This window comes from Rhodococcus sp. NPDC057297 (genome assembly GCF_042667435.1).
Classification (GTDB): Bacteria; Actinomycetota; Actinomycetes; order Mycobacteriales; family Mycobacteriaceae; genus Rhodococcoides.
Genome location: NZ_JBHUZE010000004.1, coordinates 168059 through 189645 on the forward strand (window position 1 = coordinate 168059; position 21587 = coordinate 189645).

Annotated in this window: 22 protein-coding genes; 12 read left to right on the forward strand and 10 right to left on the reverse strand. The window is 65.4% G+C overall.

Features of this window, described 5'->3' with window-relative positions; all coding sequences use genetic code 11:
* The first annotated feature begins 91 nt into the window (after window positions 1-91).
* The 5 genes from infB to ACFULT_RS14235 all read left to right on the forward strand — a co-directional run bounded on the left by infB (window position 92) and on the right by ACFULT_RS14235 (window position 6239).
* Complete coding sequence (infB, locus tag ACFULT_RS14215) at window positions 92-2998, forward strand: translation initiation factor IF-2 (protein WP_378481746.1); 2907 nt, start codon at window positions 92-94, stop codon at window positions 2996-2998.
* A gap of 125 nt (window positions 2999-3123) precedes the next feature.
* Window positions 3124-3414, forward strand: coding sequence for a DUF503 domain-containing protein (locus tag ACFULT_RS14220; protein WP_019664192.1), 291 nt, complete (start codon window positions 3124-3126; stop codon window positions 3412-3414).
* Window positions 3415-3446: 32 nt separating this feature from the next.
* Window positions 3447-3911, forward strand: coding sequence for a 30S ribosome-binding factor RbfA (rbfA, locus tag ACFULT_RS14225; RefSeq protein ID WP_037113323.1), 465 nt, complete (start codon window positions 3447-3449; stop codon window positions 3909-3911).
* Between the two features lie 62 nt (window positions 3912-3973).
* Window positions 3974-4903: a bifunctional oligoribonuclease/PAP phosphatase NrnA gene (locus tag ACFULT_RS14230; protein ID WP_241483923.1), complete on the forward strand. Its 930-nt coding sequence runs from the start codon at window positions 3974-3976 to the stop codon at window positions 4901-4903.
* Window positions 4890-6239, forward strand: a complete 1350-nt coding sequence (locus ACFULT_RS14235; protein WP_378481747.1) for an MATE family efflux transporter — start codon at window positions 4890-4892, stop codon at window positions 6237-6239. The genes ACFULT_RS14230 and ACFULT_RS14235 overlap by 14 nt, the downstream gene beginning before the upstream one ends.
* Here the strand turns inward: ACFULT_RS14235 and ACFULT_RS14240 are convergent.
* From ACFULT_RS14240 to ACFULT_RS14260, 5 genes are read right to left on the reverse strand one after another with little or no spacing between them, the layout of a single operon-like run.
* A complete protein-coding gene (locus tag ACFULT_RS14240; protein WP_378481748.1) occupies window positions 6221-7294 on the reverse strand; it encodes a sulfate/molybdate ABC transporter ATP-binding protein in 1074 nt (357 codons plus the stop codon). The genes ACFULT_RS14235 and ACFULT_RS14240 overlap by 19 nt on opposite strands.
* Window positions 7295-7307: 13 nt before the next feature.
* Window positions 7308-8117 carry an ABC transporter permease gene (locus ACFULT_RS14245; RefSeq protein WP_378481749.1) on the reverse strand — a complete coding sequence of 270 codons (810 nt, stop codon included), beginning with the start codon at window positions 8115-8117 and terminating at the stop codon, window positions 7308-7310.
* Window positions 8114-8926, reverse strand: coding sequence for a molybdate ABC transporter substrate-binding protein (gene modA, locus ACFULT_RS14250; RefSeq protein WP_378481750.1), 813 nt, complete (start codon window positions 8924-8926; stop codon window positions 8114-8116). The genes ACFULT_RS14245 and modA overlap by 4 nt, the downstream gene beginning before the upstream one ends.
* Window positions 8927-8954: 28 nt before the next feature.
* Window positions 8955-9353 carry a molybdopterin-binding protein gene (locus ACFULT_RS14255; protein WP_378481751.1) on the reverse strand — a complete coding sequence of 133 codons (399 nt, stop codon included), beginning with the start codon at window positions 9351-9353 and terminating at the stop codon, window positions 8955-8957.
* Between the two features lie 42 nt (window positions 9354-9395).
* Window positions 9396-9575, reverse strand: a complete 180-nt coding sequence (locus tag ACFULT_RS14260; RefSeq protein ID WP_037112771.1) for a hypothetical protein — start codon at window positions 9573-9575, stop codon at window positions 9396-9398.
* A 162-nt stretch (window positions 9576-9737) separates the two neighbouring features.
* On the opposite strand from ACFULT_RS14260, the gene ACFULT_RS14265 reads away from it, so the two are divergent.
* From ACFULT_RS14265 to truB, 3 genes are read left to right on the forward strand one after another with little or no spacing between them, the layout of a single operon-like run.
* On the forward strand, window positions 9738-10661 hold the full coding sequence (locus ACFULT_RS14265) for a metallophosphoesterase (protein ID WP_037113326.1): 924 nt from the start codon (window positions 9738-9740) through the stop codon (window positions 10659-10661).
* A complete protein-coding gene (gene npt, locus ACFULT_RS14270; RefSeq protein ID WP_037112775.1) occupies window positions 10658-11320 on the forward strand; it encodes a 4'-phosphopantetheinyl transferase Npt in 663 nt (220 codons plus the stop codon). The genes ACFULT_RS14265 and npt overlap by 4 nt, the downstream gene beginning before the upstream one ends.
* A gap of 26 nt (window positions 11321-11346) precedes the next feature.
* Window positions 11347-12273, forward strand: coding sequence for a tRNA pseudouridine(55) synthase TruB (truB, locus tag ACFULT_RS14275; RefSeq protein WP_378481752.1), 927 nt, complete (start codon window positions 11347-11349; stop codon window positions 12271-12273).
* A gap of 10 nt (window positions 12274-12283) precedes the next feature.
* On the opposite strand, the gene ACFULT_RS14280 is transcribed toward truB, so the two are convergent.
* From ACFULT_RS14280 to ACFULT_RS14295, 4 genes are read right to left on the reverse strand one after another with little or no spacing between them, the layout of a single operon-like run.
* A complete protein-coding gene (locus ACFULT_RS14280) occupies window positions 12284-12994 on the reverse strand; it encodes a metal-dependent transcriptional regulator (protein WP_037112780.1) in 711 nt (236 codons plus the stop codon).
* A 52-nt stretch (window positions 12995-13046) separates the two neighbouring features.
* A complete protein-coding gene (locus ACFULT_RS14285; RefSeq protein ID WP_378481753.1) occupies window positions 13047-13904 on the reverse strand; it encodes a metal ABC transporter permease in 858 nt (285 codons plus the stop codon).
* A gap of 2 nt (window positions 13905-13906) precedes the next feature.
* Window positions 13907-14650, reverse strand: coding sequence for a metal ABC transporter ATP-binding protein (locus ACFULT_RS14290; RefSeq protein ID WP_037112785.1), 744 nt, complete (start codon window positions 14648-14650; stop codon window positions 13907-13909).
* Window positions 14647-15579: a metal ABC transporter substrate-binding protein gene (locus ACFULT_RS14295; protein ID WP_037112787.1), complete on the reverse strand. Its 933-nt coding sequence runs from the start codon at window positions 15577-15579 to the stop codon at window positions 14647-14649. The genes ACFULT_RS14290 and ACFULT_RS14295 overlap by 4 nt, the downstream gene beginning before the upstream one ends.
* A gap of 103 nt (window positions 15580-15682) precedes the next feature.
* Here ACFULT_RS14295 and ACFULT_RS14300 point away from each other — a divergent pair, with 103 nt between their 5' ends.
* From ACFULT_RS14300 to ACFULT_RS14315, 4 genes are all read left to right on the forward strand, one after another.
* Window positions 15683-16651, forward strand: coding sequence for a bifunctional riboflavin kinase/FAD synthetase (locus ACFULT_RS14300; RefSeq protein WP_378481754.1), 969 nt, complete (start codon window positions 15683-15685; stop codon window positions 16649-16651).
* 104 nt (window positions 16652-16755) lie between these two features.
* Window positions 16756-17025 carry a 30S ribosomal protein S15 gene (rpsO, locus tag ACFULT_RS14305; RefSeq protein WP_020110253.1) on the forward strand — a complete coding sequence of 90 codons (270 nt, stop codon included), beginning with the start codon at window positions 16756-16758 and terminating at the stop codon, window positions 17023-17025.
* A gap of 332 nt (window positions 17026-17357) precedes the next feature.
* Window positions 17358-19631 carry a polyribonucleotide nucleotidyltransferase gene (locus tag ACFULT_RS14310; protein WP_020110252.1) on the forward strand — a complete coding sequence of 758 codons (2274 nt, stop codon included), beginning with the start codon at window positions 17358-17360 and terminating at the stop codon, window positions 19629-19631.
* 73 nt (window positions 19632-19704) lie between these two features.
* The gene (locus ACFULT_RS14315) at window positions 19705-20985 is read left to right on the forward strand and encodes a pitrilysin family protein (RefSeq protein ID WP_230595734.1); all 1281 of its coding nucleotides are present in this window, start codon (window positions 19705-19707) and stop codon (window positions 20983-20985) included.
* On the opposite strand, the gene ACFULT_RS14320 is transcribed toward ACFULT_RS14315, so the two are convergent.
* Window positions 20949-21572: a TetR/AcrR family transcriptional regulator gene (locus ACFULT_RS14320; RefSeq protein ID WP_378481755.1), complete on the reverse strand. Its 624-nt coding sequence runs from the start codon at window positions 21570-21572 to the stop codon at window positions 20949-20951. The two genes, ACFULT_RS14315 and ACFULT_RS14320, sit on opposite strands and share 37 nt — an antisense overlap.
* Window positions 21573-21587 lie beyond the last annotated feature (15 nt).

Here is a 21587-nt window from a genome sequence, read left to right on the forward strand (position 1 = left end):
CACCGTGAAGCACCAACGATGAACGTCCATCGGAGATAACCCGAGGTCGTGCGGGCACCATGCCTCGCTCGGCCTCTCAGTGAGGAGAGCAGTGGCAGGCAAGGCCCGCGTACACGAGTTGGCCAAAGAACTCGGTGTCACCAGCAAGGAACTACTCGCACGGCTCAAAGAGCAGGGCGAGTTCGTGAAGTCAGCATCATCCACCGTCGAGGCGCCGGTTGCGCGTCGACTTCGTGAGTCCTTCCCGTCCGGAGCATCGGACTCGGCTCCAGCCGCAGGCGCATCGAACGGGTCGCCCAAGCCGGCACCGTCCGCCAAGCCTGGTGGAGGACCCCGTCCGGGCCCGAAGCCCGCGGCACGTCCGGCGGCTCCGGCCCCGTCCGCTCCGGCGGCATCGGCTCCCGCTCCCACAGAGGAGAGCACCCCCCAGCAGTCGGCACCCCAGCCGTCCGCTCCGGCACGCCCGGCTGCTCCGGCGCCGTCGCGTCCCACTCCGGCTCCTGCTCGCCCCGCGGCGCAGGCTCCGGCGACCGAGAACGCAGCACCGGCGGCTCCCGCCGCGTCTGCTGCGCCGGCGGCTCCCGCAGGACCCAAACCGGGCGCACCCGGCCCGAAGCCTGGCCCCAAGGCGCCCCGTGTCGGCAACAACCCGTATTCGTCGGCTCCGGCCGAGCGTCCGGCTCCGCGCCCCGCACCGGGCGGACCTCGCCCCGGCGGCGGTCGTCCGGCACCCGGTCAGGGTGGACCTCGCCCGGCTGCGCCCCAGGCGGGCAGCCGTCCGGCACCCGGCCAGGGCGGCCCTCGTCCGGCTCCGGGCCAGGGTGGTCCACGTCCGAGCCCCGGCTCCATGCCTCCGCGCCCGAACCCGGGTGCGATGCCGACTCGTTCGGCACGTCCGGGACCTGCAGCAGGTCGACCGGGACGCCCAGGCGGCGCTCCAGGTGGTCGACCGGGCGGCGGCGGTGGCTACCGCGGCGGCGGCGCACCCGGCGCGCCCGGTGGTGCTCCTGCAGGTGGAGCTCCCGCAGGCGGATTCCGCGGTCGCCCAGGTGGCGGCGGTCGTCCAGGCCAGCGCGGTGCAGCAGCCGGTGCCTTCGGGCGTCCGGGTGGTGCTCCTCGGCGTGGACGTAAGTCGAAGCGTCAGAAGAGGCAGGAATACGACTCCATGCAGGCGCCCGCCGTCGGCGGCGTCAGGCTGCCACGCGGCAACGGCGAAACGATTCGCCTTGCCCGCGGTGCGTCGCTGTCCGATTTCGCGGAGAAGATCGACGCGAACCCGGCGGCACTCGTGCAGGCTCTGTTCAACCTCGGCGAGATGGTGACGGCCACTCAGTCGGTCAACGACGAGACGCTGGAACTGCTCGGCGGCGAGATGAACTACGTGGTTCAGGTCGTCAGCCCGGAGGACGAGGACCGCGAGCTGCTCGACAGCTTCGACTTGACCTACGGTGAGGACGAGGGTGGCGAGGAAGACCTCGAACAGCGTCCTCCTGTGGTCACCGTCATGGGCCACGTCGACCACGGTAAGACCCGGTTGCTCGACTCGATCCGTAACACGGCCGTTCGTGAGGGCGAAGCCGGCGGAATCACGCAGCACATCGGTGCCTACCAGGTGTTGACCGAGCTCGAGGGCAACGAGCGTCTCGTGACGTTCATCGACACCCCGGGTCACGAGGCCTTCACGGCCATGCGTGCTCGTGGTGCCAAGGCCACCGACCTCGCGATCCTGGTCGTCGCGGCCGACGACGGCGTCATGCCGCAGACGGTCGAGGCCATCAACCACGCGCAGGCTGCGGATGTACCGATCGTGGTCGCGGTCAACAAGATCGACAAGGAAGGCGCGAACCCGGACAAGATCCGGCAGCAGCTGACCGAGTACGGACTGGTTGCCGAGGAGTACGGCGGCGACACCATGTTCGTCGACATCTCCGCCAAGCAGGGCACCAACATCGATGCCCTCCTCGAAGCGGTGCTGTTGACGGCGGATGCCGCCCTCGACCTGCGGGCCAACCCGGACATGGACGCTCAGGGTGTCGCCATCGAGGCACACCTCGACCGTGGCCGTGGACCGGTGGCGACCGTGCTCATCCAGCGCGGAACGCTCCGCGTCGGTGACTCGATCGTGGCGGGTGACGCCTACGGACGTGTTCGTCGCATGGTCGACGAGCACGGTGCCGATGTCACCGAGGCACTGCCGTCGCGGCCGGTTCAGGTCGTCGGCTTCACCTCGGTGCCCGGCGCAGGCGACAACCTCCTCGTCGTCGACGAGGACCGCATCGCCCGTCAGATCGCCGATCGACGCAACGCACGCAAGCGCAACGCGCTCGCTGCGAAGAGTCGCAAGCGCATCAGCCTCGATGATCTCGATGCAGCTCTGAAGGAGACTTCGCAGCTCAACCTGATCCTCAAGGGTGACAACTCCGGAACGGTGGAGGCCCTCGAAGAGGCTCTCCTCGGTATCGAGATCGACGACGAGGTAGAACTGCGGGTCATCGACCGCGGTGTCGGTGGCGTCACGGAGACCAACGTCAACCTGGCGTCGGCATCCAACGCGATCATCATCGGCTTCAACGTGCGCGCGGAGGGCAAGGCCACCGAGCTGGCCAACCGCGAGGGCGTCGACATCCGGTACTACTCCGTCATCTACCAGGCGATCGACGAGATCGAGAAGGCCCTCAAGGGCATGCTCAAGCCGATCTACGAAGAGGTAGCACTGGGCCAGGCCGAAATCCGTGCGCTGTTCCGTTCCTCCAAGGTCGGAAACATCGCAGGTTGCCTCGTCACCTCCGGTACGATCCGTCGCAACGCCAAGGCTCGGTTGCTTCGTGACAACGCGGTGGTCGCCGAGACCGTCACCATCTCCTCGCTTCGCCGCGAGAAGGACGACGCGGTCGAGGTGCGCGAGGGATACGAATGTGGTCTCACGGTGACGTACTCGGACATCAAGGTGGGAGATGTCATCGAGGCGTACGAGCTTCGTGAGAAGCCTCGCGACTAGTGACGTGCTCACTGGTGGCAGTGGTGTGTAGGGGAGTGACACTGCATTGAGATCTGCTCCGGCGGCGGTACGGCACACGTACCGCCGCCGGAGCGTCTCACGCGAACCGATCGAAGGAAGGCCTCGTGTACCTGGGTGCTCTGGAGCTGGACGTACTGCTGGGGGACATACGTTCGCTTGCCGACAAGCGGTCGACCGTGGAACCGGTTCTTTCGGAGCTGCAGCGGTTCGGTGTTTCCGCGGCGGAGACGGGTGAGCGCGACCGATTTCGGCGCTCGCTGTTCGGCATAGCCGCGGTCGGATCGGATGTCGACGGTCTGCACGACAAGCTGGACGAATGCGAGCGACACGTCGCCGAGCGTCATGATCTGGAATTGTTGGCGGTAAGAAGAAGAATTTTCGGTCCCGAGGACTGACTCGGACACCGTGTGTGAGGAGCGTGGAGTTCATGGTGGATCAGGCGAGAGCTCGGCGGCTCTCCAAGCGAATTGCCGCCATCGTTGCGACGGCCATCGACCACGAGGTCAAGGACCCGCGGTTGGCGTTCGTGACCATCACCGATTGCAAGGTCACGGCTGACCTGCACGACGCGACGATCTACTACACCGTGATGGGTGAGGACCTGGACACGGCACCTGATCTCGAGGGTGCAGCCGCCGGTCTGGAGAAGGCGAAGGGGGTTCTCCGGTCGAAGGTCGGCGCAGGTACTGGAGTGCGGTTCACCCCCACCTTGACGTTCGTGACGGACACCGTTCCGGACACGGCGCGGCACATGGAAGAGCTGCTCGCTCGCGCTCGCGAAGCGGACAGCGAGGTTGCCAGGGTTGCGGCGTCCGCCAAGCCGGCGGGTGACCCGGACCCGTACAAGGCTCCACGTGAAGCAGCGTCGGACCCGAACTCCGATCTGGACTGATCGACGTGACGACGACACCCGACATCGAGTCGGTGCAGACCGAGCTCGCCTCGGCTGTGTCCATGTTGGACACCGCGCAGAGCGTGACCGTGCTCTGCCATGTGCATCCGGACGCCGACACGATCGGGAGCGGCCTGGCCCTCGGTCTCGTCCTGCATCGCCGAGGTGTCCCGGTCCAGGTGTCGTTCGCAGCCCCCGACTCACTTCCCGAGTCGATGAACGAGCTACCCGGGTGCGAGCTGCTCGTCCCGTCGGATGAAGTCCGGTCCAAGGTGGATTTGGTGGTGACGGTCGATGCGGGCAGCCGCGAGCGTCTCGGCAGCTTGGCGAGTCGGATCGACTCGGCGCGCGCGTCGCTGGTGATCGACCATCACCGTTCCAACACTCGATTCGGATCACTGAACGTGGTCGACGTGGACGCCGAGTCCACGACAGCCGTCATCACCCGCCTTCTCGATCTCTGGAACGTCGACATCGATTCCGAGTTGGCGCACTGCCTGTTCGCGGGCCTGGTGACCGACACAGGCTCGTTTCGGTGGGTACGTCCCGGCTCGCATCTGTTGGCCGAGCGCCTGCTCGCGACCGGTATCGACGGTGGTGCCATCGCACGCAAACTTCTCGACAGTCACCCCTTCGGTTGGCTGCCCATGCTCGGTTCCGTCCTCGGTTCGGCGACGCTGGTGCCCGACGCGGTCGGCGGTAGGGGCCTGGTGTATGCGGCGATCCTCCGTGAGAACTCCGAAGGGCTCCGGTCCGAGGAGATCGAAAGTGTCATCGACATTGTCCGAACCACCACGGAGGCGGAGGTAGCGGCGGTGCTGAAGCAACAGGCGGGTGACGAATGGACGGTGTCGCTCCGGTCCAAGGCATCTGTCGACGTGTCCGCGGTGGCGGCAACCCTGGGTGGCGGTGGCCATCGCAACGCTGCCGGCTTCACTGCATTCGGCTCGAAATCGGACGTGATCGAGACTTTGACAGATGCCCTCGGGTGACGTCGACGCCGCCCAGGACGCGTCACCTCGTCGGATACTCGGGCTTGCGCTTCCGGCGCTCGGTGTACTCGCTGCGGAACCGTTGTACCTGCTCTTCGATGCGGCTGTCGTAGGCAGGCTCGGAGCAGCGGCACTTGCGGGTCTGGCGGTCGGCGGCCTGGTTCTGGCTCAGGTCAGTACGCAATTGACGTTCCTGTCCTACGGCACGACTGCCCGCGCTGCCCGCATGCACGGAGCGGGGCGCGAACGTGACGCTGTGGGCGAGGGCGCGCAGGCGACCTGGCTCGCACTGATACTCGGAACAGTCATCGTGGGCGTCATGCAGGTGCTGTGCGTACCGATCCTCACCGTCATCGGCGGCGGCGGCGACATCACGGCCCAGGCAGTGCAGTGGTTCCGCGTCGCGGTGCTCGGGGTGCCGTTCATTCTCGTGTCGCTTGCCGGGAACGGGTGGATGCGTGGTGTCCAGAACACGGTGAGACCTCTCCGATTCGTCCTGGTCGGGCTCGGCCTGTCCGCTGTGTTGTGCCCACTGTTGGTGCACGGACTGGCGGGGTTCCCAGATCTCGGCCTCGTCGGGTCCGCAGTGGCAAACGTCGTCGGCCAGGCTGTGTCGGGCGCGTTCTTCGTGGCCGCGGTGATGCGTTCCGGCGTGCCGCTCCGACCGTCGTGGTCGATCATGCGCGCACAGTTGGTACTGGGTCGCGACCTCGTCCTCCGCAGCCTGGCATTTCAAGCGTGCTTCCTGTCGGCGGCGGCCGTGGCGTCGAGATTCGGTGCCGCGTCGGTCGCCGCCAATCAGGTTGTTCTGCACATGTGGAACCTGGTGTCCCTCACGCTCGACTCTCTCGCCATCGCCGCACAGACCTTGGTGGGCGCGGCGCTCGGTAGAGGGGACGTGCGCGGTGCTACCCGCCTCGGATGGCGACTGACGGTGTGGTCCACGATTTTCGCGGCAGTCCTCGCGGCCGTGTTCGCGGTAGGCCGTCCGGTGATACCGGCTCTGTTCACCACCGACGGCAGCGTCGTGGCCGAGATGCACTCGATCTGGTGGATCTTCGTCGTCATCGTTCCGATCGCCGGTGTGGTGTTCGCCCTCGACGGGGTGCTTCTCGGCGCAGGCGACGCAGCATTTCTCCGCACGGCCACGTTGGCGTGCGCTCTGATCGGATTCCTACCCGCGATCTGGATGGCCCTGGCTTTCGACTGGGGACTGCGCGGAATCTGGTTCGGGCTCGGCGTGTTCGTCACCCTGCGGATGATCGCGGTCGTGGTGAGGACCCTGTCCGGCAAGTGGGCACTGGTCGGCGCCGACATTCAGCGCGAGGCCGGATGAATCGTCACTTCCTGGCTCTTGACGACGAAGAACACGTCTATCCCTGGTTCGAGGTGCAGCTCCGCGACGGCGGCAGGCGTCACGTCCGCGGCGATTCCGGGGCTGCCGTCCGGATGCTTGGCCGCACGTAGTCGAACGGTGGCGCCGTGGACGTCCATCTCGGCGATCGTCACCGGAAGGACGTTGCGCGGACTTGCATGCGGGGCCTCGATGTGGACGGCGACCGAGGACGGCGCGAACACGGCGACGGCACCGCCGGCCACGGACTCCCCGTGACCGTGGACCGTCGAACCCCAGGCGGTCGTCAGCGAGCCTGTGCTGTCCGCGGTCCCGGCGACGAGGTTCACCCCGGCTATCTTGGCGGCGAATGCGCTGCGAGGCGCGGTGAGTACCTCGGTCGTCGGGCCCCGCTCGACGATGTTTCCCTTCTCGACGACGACGACGGTGTCCGCGAGTGCCAGTGCGTCGAGGAGGTCGTGTGTCACCACGACGGCGGTGCGTCGCTGCTCGCGCAGGACGGTGCGAAGCAGGCGGCGCACCGCAGGTGCGGTGTCGATGTCGAGGGCGGCCATCGGCTCGTCGAGAAGAAGAACCCGAGGGTCGGCCGCGAGCGCTCGCGCGATGGCGACTCGCTGAGCTTGACCGCCCGAGAGCCCTCTCGGTGGGCGGTCGGCGAGCTCGAGAGCGTCGACCGCGCCGAGCCAAGTACGGGCCGTCGTACGCGCCCGACGTCGTGCGACTCCTCGGCTGCGCGGCGCGAACGCGACGTTGGCCTCGACCGACAGATGCGGGAACAGCAGTGCCCTCTGCGTGAGGCTTGCCACGCCTCGTGCATGGGCGGGGACGAATGTCCCTGTGCTGGTGTCGGTCACGACGTCCGACCCGAGCACGATACGTCCCGTATCAGGTCTGAGCAGGCCTGCTATCAGCGAGAGCAAGGTGGACTTGCCTGACCCGTTCGGTCCGAGGACTGCGACCGTCTCGCCGTCGTCGGCGTCGAACTGCATGTCCACGCCGCGGGCGGCGACTTCGGCGCTCAGGTGTATCGAACTCACGGCACAGGCCCCCTCACAACGCACCGGCGACACGGCGGCCACGTGCTGCGACGACGATGACGGCTGCGACCACGATCAGCAGCAGTGACAGTGCGACGGCAGCGTCGGCATCGGTTTCACGCTGGAGGTAGATCTCCAGTGGCAGCGTCCTCGTTTTACCTTCCAGCGATCCCGCGAACGTCAGCGTGGCACCGAATTCACCGAGGGCACGGGCGAATGCGAGAACCGCCCCGGACACGAGGCCGGGCAACACCAACGGAACGGTGACCCGGCGCAGCACTGTGGTGGGCTTCGCGCCGAGAGTGGCGGCCACCGTTTCGTAGTCGCGGCCCGAAGTCCGCAGTGCCCCTTCGAGGCTCACCACGAGGAAGGGGAGCGACACGAACGTCTGTGCCAGGACCACTGCCGTCGTCGAGAAGGCGATCGAGATTCCCCATGCTTCGAGATGTTCGCCGATCAACCCGAGTCGACCGAATGTGTAGAGCAGGGCGATTCCGCCGACGACGGGTGGCAGCACCAGGGGGAGCAGGACCAGCGCACGAAGAGCGGACAGACCGGGAAACTCCGTGCGGGCGAGAACGAGAGCCATCGGGACTCCGAACACGACACACAGCATCGTGCTGATCGCGGCGGTCTTCAGGCTGAGCATCAGGGCCGTCCGGGACGACTCCGACGTGACGAGCGGAACGAAGTCGGCCCAGTCGATCCTAAGAAGGATCGCGACGAGTGGAAGGACGACGAACACTGCGCCGACTGCCGCGGGGACGAAGATCCAGCACGGTAGGTCGAGTCGGACGTCGTTCCCGCCGCGGGTGAAGATCACGGTGCGGCGAATCCTGCCTCTGCCAGTACCTTTCGGCCTTCTTCGCCGGTGACGAGTGCTTCGAAGGCGGCTGCAGTAGCTGCGTTGTCGCTGTTCTTCAGCACCACGATCGGGTAGGTGTTGACGGCATCCGACGCCTCCGGGAACTCGACTGCGGTGATCTGGTCACCGGCGCCCGCGGCGTCCGTGACGTAGACCAGGCCCGCGTCTGCCTGACCCGAGATGACTTTACCGAGCACGTCGGTGACGGCGGACTCCTCACTGACCGCCGGGATCGTGGTTCCGGTGGCGTCCTCGACCTTCTGGGTGGCACTTCCGCACGGAACCTGGGGTGCGCAGACGACGGTCAGAATGTCCGGGTTCGCGAGGTCGGCGAACGACGTCACGTTCTCCGGGTTGCCCGGAGCGGTGACGATGGTGAGCGTGTTCGTGGCGAAGTTCACCGGGTCGCCGTCGACGAGATCCCCTTCCACCGCCTTCGTCATGTTGTTGGTGTCGGCCGAGGCGAAGACGTCGGCGGGTGCGCCCTGAGCGATTTGGTTCACCAGGTCGGAGGATCCGGCGAAATTGAATTCGACGGTCGCTCCGGGGTTCTCGGCCTCGAACGTCTCACCGAGCTCGATGAACGTCGCCTTCAGTGAGGCGGCAGCGAACACGGTGATGTCACCGGTGACGTCCGATCCCGACGACGATTCGGACGCGCTGGCGGACTCGGTCGGCTCTGCGGAATCGTCGGCATTCGAGCATGCGGACAGAAGTGTGGCGCACGATCCGAGTGCGACGAGGGTGGTGACGAGTGATCGTTTCAATGGATTTCCTCCACGAGAAATGGCCCGTTCAGGGCGCTTCGACGATGACAGTGGTTGCCTTCACGACGGCGACGGAGATCTTCCCCGGTTCGAGCCCCAGTGTGCGTACCGATTCCGTGCTCATCAGCGAGACGACGGTGAACGGTCCGCACTGCATTTCCACTTCGCTCATCACGGTGTCGGAGGTGACCTTGGTGACGAGTCCGACCAACCGGTTCCGCGCCGAACTCTCGGTGCCCGTCGGGTCCGGCGGCGGCGACGCGTGGCTTCTGGCGAACGTAGCGAGCACGGCGCCGTCGACGACCTTTCGGCCCGCCTCGTCCTTGCCTGCGGGTAGGGCTCCGCTGTCGATCCATCGGCGCACCGTGTCGTCGCTCACGCCGAGCAGTGCGGCGGCGTCGCGGACACGAATCCGTGATTGCGGCATAAGGGAGACTCTAGACCAGCAGATGCGGATGTAATGCGTCGATCATCGGTTACGTCGGGAGATTACCCTCTGCGCGGCGAAATGTGCCGCGAGCAACGCGACGACGCAGACGGCCGCGGTGATCGCGAACCCCGTCACGAAGTTGTCGGAGGCGATCCCGGCGAGGAACGCGGCCATGACCGACAGAATCAGACCCGCCCGGAGCGCGCTCTTGTTTCCCATGTGTCCAATTCTCGCATCCGGTCCTCGTATCCGGACGAAGCCGTGGGCCGACCGCGCATCGCCGGTAGTGGCAGGGGACAATCAGGAATGGCAGGGGTCGACCAGGCGTTGGTACTGGATCGAGGACGCACCCACACCCGTGATCGGAAGGACTTCTGGCCTGTGACAGCCAAGCTCTGGGCAGTCAGCGACATCCACGTCGGCCACCGAGGTAATCGGCCGGTCACCGAGGACATTCATCCCGAGTCTCCCGAGGATTGGCTCATCGTCGCCGGTGACGTCTCCGAGAAGACGGACGACATCAAATGGGCACTGGAACTTCTGCGCAGCAGGTTCGCCGAGGTGATCTGGGTGCCGGGCAATCACGAGTTGTGGACCACGGCCAAGGATCCGGTTCAGATCCATGGCGTTGCTCGCTACGAGTACCTGGTGAACCTGTGCCGCGAGATCGGCGTCGTGACACCGGAGGATCCGTATCCGGTGTGGGAGGGCGAAGGAGGACCGGCGACGTTGGTTCCGATGTTCCTCCTCTACGACTACTCGTTTCTGCCGCGAGGGGCGATCGACAAAGAGCACGGACTGAAGATCGCGCGGGACAAGAACGTCGTCGCGACCGACGAGTTCCTTCTCTCGCCCCAGCCGTACGCCACCAGAGATGCCTGGTGCCGGGCTCGAATCGACAGCACTCGTACACGACTCGATGCACTCGACACTTCTGTTCCCACGGTTCTGATCAATCACTTCCCGATGGTTCGGCAGCCGACCGACGTTCTGTTCTATCCGGAGTTCGCACTGTGGTGCGGCTCGACGCTGACCGCGGATTGGCACACCAGATACAACGCAATTTGCTCGGTGTACGGGCATCTGCACATTCCGCGGACGACGTATTACGACGGGGTGCGGTTCGAGGAGGTGTCCGTGGGCTACCCGCGTGAGTGGCAGCGACGTGGTCTGCCTGCGAACGTGCTGCGTCAGATTCTCCCGGTTCCCGAGTACCCCGAGGGCACGCTGAACAAATGGGGCGGCCACTTCACGGTCACTCCCGAGATGGAGGCGGAAGTAGAGAAGATGAGGGCGAACAAGTGATCGAGTCGATCCTGCCCAACGGTGTCGTGGCTGCAGAACTCTTCGACGATCCGCCTGGCTTGCAACCGCATCCGCTCGAGGCGCCGCTCGTGGCGAAGGCGGTGGACAAACGCAAGCGTGAATTCACGTCGGCCCGTCACTGCGCTCGAGTCGCGATGGACAAGCTCGGTGTCGAGCCTGCTCCGATCCTGCGCGGAAAGTCCGGCGCGCCGCAGTGGCCCAAGGGTGTCGTCGGCTCGCTGACGCACTGCGACGGGTATCGAGGTGCCGTCCTGGCACACGCCATGCAGATCCGCTCGGTGGGTATCGACGCCGAACCTCACGGCCCTCTCCCCGACGGGGTTCTCGACGCCGTGAGCCTCGACAAGGAACGAGAGTGGCTGTCGGGGGCGGACTCGAGTTTGCACTGGGATCGGCTTCTGTTCTGCGCCAAGGAAGCCACCTACAAAGCGTGGGAGCCGCTGACGGGTCGGTGGCTCGGATTCGAGGACGCACACATCACGTTCGAGCGAACGGGTACGGGAAACGACCTGTCCGGAACGTTCCATTCGACACTTCTGGTGCCGGGCGCCACGATCAGTGGACCACCGTTGAGCTCGTTCGACGGCAAATGGCTCGTGTCCGACGGACTGATCGTCACGGCGATTGCAGTGACGTGACCTGCCTCCTGGCAGAATGAACTCCCGTGTCTGCACGTGGAAAGTTGTCGTCCGGCCTCGTCGGCGCCGGGTTGTTGATCGTCGACAAGGGAGCCGGTGTGACGAGTCACGACGTGGTGGCGTCGTGCCGGAAGTTGCTGAACACTCGTAAGGTCGGGCATGCGGGGACCTTGGACCCGATGGCTACCGGAGTGCTCGTGTTGGGTATCGAACGGGCGACGAAGATGCTCGGTCTGTTGGCGCTGACGACCAAGGCCTACACCGCGACCATCCGGCTCGGGCGGACCACGACCACCGATGACGCCGAAGGTGACACTGTCCTCGACGTCGACGCGTCGGCAGTGACGAACGAGGCGGTCGCGCGGCACGTGGGCGCGTTGACCGGTGAGATCGATCAGGTCCCGTCCAGCGTCAGCGCCATCAAGGTCGACGGTCAGCGCGCGCACAAGTTGGTGAGAGCCGGCGAGGACTTCACGATTCCCCCGCGGCGAGTGACGGTGACGAGGTTCGACGTCGTCGGCCGACAGGACGTGCAGGGTAGCGGTTTCGTCGACCTCGACGTCGAGGTCGACTGTTCGTCCGGAACGTACGTCCGTGCTCTGGCGCGTGATCTCGGTGATGCGCTGGGGGTGGGAGGCCACCTGACGGTGCTGCGCCGCACGAGAGTCGGTCCCTTCACTCTCGAACATGCGCGCACGCTGGAGGACCTTGCCGAATCACCGTCGGTCAGCCTGGATATCGACGAGGCCGCGAGGACGGCGTTTGCGCACCGTGAGATCAGTGCGGAGGAAGCAGAATCGATCAGCCAGGGACGTTGGCTCGATCCGATCGGGTTACCGGGGGTGTACGCGGCGATCGATCCGACCGGTCACACGATCGCCCTGTTGCAGGAGAAGGGTAAGCGCGCAAGTTCGGTGATGGTCGTGAGGCCGGCAACTTTGCGCGGCCTGTAGGCCGCTGCTGTCAGGCCGGGATCATCCAGATCGCTTCGGCGGCCCGTTGGCCGAGGTCGATGGGGCCCGCGTTCTCGGTCTTGCCGAGTTCGATGGCAACCGTTCCGGCGAAGTCACGGCGCTCGACGACGGTGATGGACAGGTCGAGGGTGATACCGACGGAGTCGAAGTACCGAAGCATCGCAGGATCGGAATCCGAGATGCGGGCAACGCGACCGCACTGTCCGTCGACGTAGTCGCTCAGGCGCGTTGCTTCCGGTGATGCGATGTCGCCGTCGACGGACGGGATCGGGTCACCGTGCGGATCACGTTCGGGGAAGCCGAGTTTGGCGTCTATCCGCGCCATCATGAGATCCGAGACCGCGTGCTCGAGGATTTCGGCTTCGTCGTGCACCTCGTCCCATCCGTACCCGAGTTCGCGAACGAGGAAGGTCTCGATCAGTCGGTGACGCCGCACCATCGCGATCGCCGCGGTGCGTCCGCGTTCGGTCAACGAGATCGCGCCGTAGCGCGCGTGGTCGACCATGCCCTGGTCGGCCAGCTTGCGGATTGCCTCGGACACCGTGGATGCGGACACTCCGATGCGTTCGGACAGCATCTTGGTGCTGACCGAGTCCTCGCTCCACTCGCTGGCTGTCCAGATGACCTTCAGATAGTCCTGTGCGACGGCCGACAGTTGCACGTCTTCGGCCGCGACAGGTTCACCGGTTCTTTCCGCCACGAAAGCGAGCTTAGGCAATCCACTCGGAAATGACACGTTGCCACCGGCGCGTTCAGGCCGCGACCTCCGTGCGCCTGCGGACTGCGCGAGTGACCAGCCCCTGACTCGGGCTGAACAGATACGCGAGCAGGAACACCAGTCCCTGCGCCAGCACGACCATGCCGCCCGAGGACACGTCGAGGTAGAAGCTGACGTAGATGCCCACCACGGCGCAGCCGACTCCGATGGTCGGCGCAAGTACGAGCATCCGCCCGAATCGATCCGTCAGCAGGTACGCGGTGGCGCCCGGCGTGATGAGCATCGCGACCACGAGGATCACTCCGACGGCCTGAAGCGCGACGACGGTGGTGAGGGCGAGCAGCGTCAACATCAGACCCGAGAGCACGGTCGGGGAGATTCCGACGGCCTGAGCCTGCGTGCGGTCGAACGCGAACAGCGTGAAGTCGCGGCGCTTGGCGACCATGACGACGAACGCGAGACCGCCGAGCACGATCACTTGCCACATGTCGCCGCGGGACACTCCGAGGAGATTGCCGAACAGAATGTGATTGAGGTCGATCTGGCTCGGAAACTTCGAGATCAGCACCACACCGAGCGCGAACAGAGTGGTGAACACCACCCCGATGGCTGCGTCCTCTTTCACCAGGGTGGTGTTGCGGACGACGCCGATCGCCCCGACGGCGATCAGAGCGAACAGGAGTGCGCCGATCGCGAACGGTGCACCGAGCAGGTAGGACAGAGCGACGCCGGGAAGGACGGCGTGCGAGACGGCGTCGCCCATGAGCGACCATCCGATCAGCACGAGCCAGCAGCTCAGAACCGCGCACACGATCGATGCGACGACCGTCACCAGCAGTGCACGCTGGATGAAGGTGTACTGGAGAGGTTCGACGATGTCGACGAGAACCATGGTCAGCTCGCTTCCGATGTGGTCGAGACGCCGAATGCCATTGCCAGGTTGTCCGGTTTCAGAACCTCACGGGGATCCCCATGCATCAGGACACGTTGCTGGAGCAGGACGGCCTCGTCGCACAGATCGGGGAGGGCGTGCAGGTCGTGCGTCGAGACGAGGATCGTCGAGCCGGCTGCTGCCAGTTCCTTCAGTAACCGAGTGATGGTGGCCTCGGTGCGTTTGTCCACCCCCGCGAACGGTTCGTCGAGCAGCAGCAGCGTCGCCTCTTGCGCGATGGCCCGTGCAACGAACGCTCGTTTCCGCTGGCCGCCCGACAGTTGGCCGATCTGGCGATGCGCGAGGTCGGTGAGGTCCACTCGGCCCAGGGCGGCGTCGACGGCGTCGTGATCGCGGGCGCGCGGTGAGCGCATCCAGTTCTGCTTTCCGAAGCGGCCCATCATCACCACGTCTCGGACACTGACGGGAAACGTCCAGTCCACCGACTCGCTCTGCGGGACGTAGCTGACGGTCCCGTTCTTGCGCGCGGCGGCAGGCGCACCTCCGTGGATTCGGATCGATCCGGTGTTCGGTCGGACGACGCCCATGATCGCTTTGAACAGCGTCGACTTGCCTGATCCGTTCATGCCCACGAGACCGCAGACACGGCCGGATTCGAGGGTGAGGGAGGCGTTGCTCAACGCGGTCACGTCGCGGTAGGTGACGGACACTCCGACGATGTCCAGTGCTGCTGTCATGGTGGTCATTCCGGCTTTCCGAGTAGTGCGTCGGCGATGGTCCGAGCGTCGTAGGCGAGCAGGTCCAGATAGGTGGGAACGGGGCCGTCCTGATCGCTGAGAGAATCGACGAACAGCTTGCCGCCGAAGCGTGCTCCGGTGTCCTCGGCGACCTGCAACTGTGCTTTGTCCGAGACGGTCGACTCGCAGAACACCGCGGGCACGTCGTTGTCCTCGACGAACCGGATCGTGGACACCACTTGCTTCGGCGTGCCTTCCTGCTCGGCGTTGACCGGCCAGAGGTAGGCCTCGCGCAGATCGAAGTCCCTGGCGAGATAGCTGAACGCGCCCTCGCACGACACAAGTGCGCGTTGCTCTGCGGGCAACCGGTCGAGATCGCGCTTCAGCTCGTCGCCGACTGCGCGCAGTTCGAGCTTGTAGCCCTCGGCGTTGGCGCGGTAGTCCGACTCGTTGGCCGGGTCGAGGCGCACGAACGCCGCCGCGATGTTGTCCACGTAGGTCTCGGCCACGACCGGAGACATCCAGGCGTGTGGGTTGGTCTTCCCGGCGTACGCGTCGTCACGAATGAACACGGGCTCGACACCGGCGGTGACGACTGCGTGTGGAGCAGGAACTCGTTCGACGAACTTCTCGAACCACGATTCGAGCCCCAGGCCGTTGTCCAGGATGAGCTCGGCCGTTTCTGCCGTCCGCAGATCTCCCGGCGTCGGCTCGTAGCCGTGTATCTCCGCGCCGACCTTGGTGATCGATTCGACCCGAAGGTGGTCCCCGGCGACGTTGCGTGCCATGTCCGCGAGCACGGTGAAGGTCGTGAGGACGAGGGGGCGTCCATCGTCGGCGAGGATCGGTTCGTCTTCCCCGACGGACCGGGCGCAGCCTCCTAGAATCGCGACGCCGAGCACGATCGCTGCGATGCGTCGAAGAAATAAGTTCGGCACGCCGAAATCTTGGCAGAGTGTTTGCAGGTTTGTCCACTGGTGTTCGCTGCGACATGTCCATCCGGACGTGACCCGCGCGGACGCGGGCCGTAGGCTTCTCCTCGTGCAGAGATGGCGAGGTCTCGACGATGTACCTGCCGACTGGGGTCGTTGTGTTCTCACGATCGGCGTATTCGACGGCGTCCACCGTGGTCACGCCCAGTTGATCAGCCGTGCGGTGACGTCGGCCGAGGACCGTGGAATACCCAGTGTGCTCATGACTTTCGATCCGCACCCGATGGAAGTGGTACGGCCCGGAACGCATCCGGCTCAATTGACGACGCTCACTCGGCGCGCCGAATTGGCGGAAGAGCTGGGCATCGGCGTGTTCTGCGTGATGCCGTTCACGCCCGAGTTGATGAAGCTCACGCCCGAGCGCTACGTCCACGAGATTCTGGTGGAGCGGTTGCACGTCGCCGAGGTCGTGGTGGGGGAGAACTTCACCTACGGAAAGAAGGCACTCGGCAACGTGGAGTTGCTGCGTAAGGTCGGCGACCGGTCCGGTTTCGCCGTCGACGGAGTCAACCTTCTGGCCGAGCACGCGGTCACCTTTTCCTCCACGTACATCCGTTCGTGTGTCGACGCGGGTGACGTGTCCGCGGCTGCCGCAGCCTTGGGGCGTCCTCACCGCGTCGAGGGCGTCGTCGTGCACGGCGACGGTCGCGGCCGCCAACTGGGGTATCCGACGGCCAACGTCGCACCGCCGATGTACTCGGCCATCCCTGCGGACGGCGTCTATGCGGCGTGGTTCACCGTGCTCGGTCCCGGCCCGGTCATCGGCACCGTGATTCCGGGTGAACGTCACCGCGCTGCCGTGTCCGTCGGCACCAACCCGACGTTCTCGGGTCGGACTCGGACGGTCGAGGCGTTCGTGTTGGACAGTGACGGTGACCTCTACGGACAGCACGTCGCGGTCGATTTCGTCGAGCGGATTCGCGGAATGGAGAAGTTCGAGTCGATCGACGATCTGATCGAGGAGATGGGTCGGGACGCGGAGAAGGCTCGCGCCGCCCTGACCGACCGACTTTCGTGACCGGCTGCCTGCCCTGATAGGATCCCTTCTCGGTGCATGCTGCGGTCCGTGGTGGCTGCGCCGCTTTCCTTTCCCGCGGACGTCAGTGATCAGGAGTAGTACCAGTGGCATTGACCACCGAACAGAAGAAGGCCGTTCTCGGCGAGTACGGCTTGCACCCGACCGATACCGGTTCGCCCGAGGCGCAGGTCGCGATGCTCACCAAGCGCATCACCGATCTCACCGAGCACCTGAAGAAGCACAAGCACGACCACCACTCCCGCCGCGGCTTGCTGCTGCTGGTCGGACGTCGTCGCCGCCTGCTGAAGTACATCGCGAAGGTGGATGTCACCCGGTACCGTTCGCTCATCGAGCGTCTGGGACTGCGTCGATAACATCGGCGCCGACGCGCCCGCGAAAGTGGGCCGTCTTCGAAATATGCAGTAGCCAACGAGGCAGTGCTTAGACTGTTCCTCGTTGGCTATCTGTGTTTGGCATGCCAGCAAGACAAGCGAACACATGGGTGTTCGCACATCGCCGTGATCGCTCGACGCACCCAGGGTGTCGGTCTTCGGTAGTGGCCTTGGCGGACGAACTTCTCGTCCCCAGGGCTTCGATCGATGGCCGCCCCCGAGCAACAGCGACCGCAGTCCTGCCTGCACATGGCAGCGGGGCCAGTGGTCCGTCGGCGAGCGCACGGCAAAGACGAGAGGACGAGAAGAAGAGAATGACAGACACCACCAACCTGGACGTCGAAGAAGGCGTCTACGAAGCAACTGCCGTCATCGACAACGGCACCTACGGTAAGCGCAGCATCCGGTTCGAGACCGGTCGCCTCGCTCAGCAGGCATCCGGCGCCGTCGCTGCCTACCTCGACGAAGACACCATGCTGCTGTCCGCCACGTCGGCAGGCAAGAGCCCGCGCGAAGGGTTCGATTTCTTCCCGCTCACGGTCGACGTCGAAGAGCGTATGTACGCCGCCGGACGCATCCCCGGGTCGTTCTTCCGTCGTGAGGGTCGCCCGTCCACCGACGCCATCCTCACCTGCCGCCTCATCGACCGGCCGCTGCGCCCGACGTTCGTCGACGGTCTCCGCAACGAGATCCAGGTCGTCATCACCGTCCTGAGCCTCAACCCGGCCGATCTCTACGATGTCGTGGCCATCAACGCGGCATCTGCGTCCACGCAGATCGCTGGGCTGCCGTTCTCCGGCCCCATCGGTGGTGTCCGTGTCGCGCTCATCGACAAGCAGTGGGTCGCGTTCCCGACGGTCGAGCAGCTCGAGAAGGCCGTGTTCAACATGGTCGTCGCGGGACGCATCGTCTCGGGTTCCGGCGCCGACGCCGACGTCGCGATCATGATGGTCGAGGCCGAGGCCACCGAGAACGTCATCGAGCTCATCGAGGGCGGCGCGCAGGCTCCGAACGAGTCCATCGTCGCCGAGGGTCTCGAAGCGTCGAAGCCGTTCATCGCTGCGCTGTGCACCGCACAGCAGGAGCTCGCCGCCAAGGCCTCCAAGCCGACCGGTGACTTCCCCCTGTTCCCGCCGTACCAGTCCGACGTCTACGACGCCGTCGCCAATGCTGCTCAGATCCCGTTGAGCGAAGCACTGACGATCGCAGGCAAGGCCGAGCGCGAGAACAAGCTCGACGAGGTCAAGGCTCAGGTACTCGAGCAGGTCTCGGACTCGTTCGAGGGTCGTGAGAAGGAAATCGGTGCTGCGTTCCGCGCGCTGACCAAGAAGTCGGTGCGTCAGCGCATCCTGACCGACCACTTCCGCATCGACGGCCGTGGTGTCACCGACATTCGTTCGCTGTCCGCCGAGGTCGCGATCATTCCGCGTACCCACGGCTCGGCGCTGTTCGAGCGCGGCGAGACGCAGATCCTCGGTGTCACGACACTCGACATGGTCAAGATGGCGCAGCAGGTCGACTCGCTCGGACCCGAGACGTCCAAGCGGTACATGCACCATTACAACTTCCCGCCGTACTCGACCGGTGAGACCGGTCGCGTCGGATCGCCGAAGCGTCGCGAGATCGGCCACGGCGCGCTCGCCGAGCGCGCGCTGTTGCCGGTTCTGCCGAGCCAGGCCGAGTTCCCGTACGCCATCCGCCAGGTCTCCGAGGCGCTGAGCTCCAACGGCTCGACCTCCATGGGTTCGGTCTGCGCATCGACGCTGTCCTTGCTCAACGCCGGTGTGCCGCTGCGCGCTCCCGTCGCGGGCATCGCCATGGGCCTGGTGTCCGACGAGGTCGACGGCGAAACGCGTTACGTCGCGCTGACCGACATCCTCGGTGCCGAAGATGCCTTCGGTGACATGGACTTCAAGGTCGCAGGTACCAAGGACTTCGTCACGGCCCTGCAGCTGGACACCAAGCTCGACGGTATCCCGTCGAAGGTTCTGGCAGGCGCGCTGTCGCAGGCGAAGGACGCGCGCACCACGATCCTCGAGGTCATGGCCGAGGCCATCGACGCCCCGGACGAGATGAGCCCGTACGCACCTCGCGTCACGGCCATCAAGGTTCCCGTCGACAAGATCGGCGAGGTCATCGGACCCAAGGGCAAGATGATCAACTCCATCACCGAGGAGACCGGCGCCAACATCTCGATCGAAGATGACGGCACCGTCTACGTCGGTGCAGCGGACGGTCCGTCCGCTCAGGCCGCGATCGACAAGATCAACGCCATCGCCAACCCGCAGTTGCCGAAGGTCGGCGAGCGCTTCCTCGGAACCGTCGTCAAGACAACGGCTTTCGGTGCATTCGTCTCGCTGCTTCCCGGCCGCGACGGCTTGGTGCACATCTCGAAGCTCGGCGGCGGCAAGCGCATCAACAAGGTCGAGGACGTCGTGAGCGTCGGATCGAAGCTCCGTGTGGAGATCGCCGACATCGACAACCGCGGCAAGATCAGCCTCGTTCCCGTCGAGGAAGAGGGAGCAGCTGCTGCAGGCTCGTCCGATTCGGCTCCGGCCGACGCACCTGCCGAGGCGAACGCTGAGTAAGAAGCAGCAAGGCAGAACGGTACGTTCCTACGGGACGTACCGTTCTGCCGTTTCGGATCCCGCCGGGCAGAACCTGGGTGTCGAACGCACCACGCTGCCCGGTGGTCTTCGTGTGGTGACCGAGTTCGTGCCGGGAGTTCGGTCGGCGTCGGTCGGTGTGTGGGTCGGCGTCGGTTCGAGGGACGAGGGTCCGTCGGTGGCCGGTGCCGCTCATTTCCTGGAGCATCTGCTGTTCAAGTCGACGCCCACTCGGAGCGCGCTGCAGATCGCTCAGGTCATGGACGGGGTCGGCGGTGAGCTGAACGCGTTCACCTCGAAGGAGAGTACGTGCTTCTACGCTCACGTTCTCGACGACGATCTCGGTTTGGCGATAGACCTCGTCAGTGATGTCGTCCTCCGCGGGCGTTGTCGTGCAAGCGATGTCGACGTCGAGCGTCAGGTCGTCCTCGAGGAGATCTCGATGCGCGACGACGATCCGGAGGATCTCCTCGGCGATCTGTTCATCGAGGCAATGTTCGGTGATCATCCGCTCGGTCGGCCGATCATCGGAACCGTGGAATCCATCGAGGACATGACGCGCGCTCAGCTGCGCTCCTTCCACACGCGTCGGTACACACCGGAGCGGATGGTCGTCGCGGTGGCGGGCAACGTCGACCACCGCCAGGCGGTGGCGTTGGTCAAGCGTGCATTCGCGGGTCATCTGCACAAGGGCGTCAAGCCTGCTCCTCGGCGCGACGGTCTGGCGAGACTTCGTCATCGTCCTGAGCTTCGTTTCGAACGACGAGACAGCGAACAGGCTCACCTGTCACTCGGTGTGCGCGCGTTCGGTAGGCACGAGGGGCACCGGTGGGCGCTGTCCGTACTGAATGCGGCTGTGGGAGGTGGGCTTTCGTCGCGCCTGTTCCAGGAGATCCGTGAAGAGCGCGGGCTGGCCTATTCGGTCTACTCGTCGGTGGACACCTTCTCCGATTCCGGTGCGTTCTCGGTGTACGCCGGGTGCCAACCCGAAAACCTCGCCGAGGTGACGACGGTGGTGCGTGAGGTTCTCGCGCAGGTCGCCTCCGATGGCATCACCGAGGAGGAGTGCGCGCGTGCCAAGGGGTCGCTGCGTGGCGGTCTTGTACTCGGCCTGGAGGATTCGGGGTCACGGATGAACCGGATAGGCCGCAGCGAGCTCAACTACGGCAATCACCGGGATATCTCGGAGACCCTCGCCCGGATCGATCAGGTGACCGTGAGTGAGGTGCGCGACGTGGCTCGGGTCCTGTTGTCCCGGCCGTTCGGTGCTGCGGTGGTCGGCCCGTACACCAGCGTCCGTCAGCTGCCCGCGTCGGTGAAATCCATAGCCGGCTGACTCGGACCTTCTCGGTTCGGATCACCCCGGTTCGTATCGACGATCGACTCGACCGCCGCATCCACCAGAGCGGTCGAGTCGACCTCGGTGACGACCGACAGCGCGGTCGTCGAGCTCAACGCAGCGATTCCGTGGACCGCCGTCCAGATCTGCACGGCTCGGACGTGAGTGTCGGTGCCTGCCAACGGTTCGACGAGGTCGGTGACGAATGCGAACAGCGGCAACGACGTTCCGCGAAGATGCATTCCCGAGTTCGCGAGGATGTCGTGACGGAACACGAGTGCGAACATGTCGGGTCGTTCGACGGCGTACCGCACGTAAGCGAGGGCCGCGGCCCGTAGGCGCGCCGCCGGTTCGGTGTTCTCGCCTACCTCCCGTTCGATTCTTCTGCGGAGGTCCTGCAGACCCCGTTGCGCGACGGCGGCGTGCAGAGCCGCGAGGGTAGGGAAGTAGCGCCGTGGTGCGCCGTGCGACAGTCCCGAGGCACGTGCGACGGATCGCACGGTGACGCCCGAAATCCCTTCGGTCTCCATCAAGTGCTCCGCCGCGTCGATCATGCGCGCGGCGGACGATTCGCTCCCGTCCATGGTAGACAGTGTCTA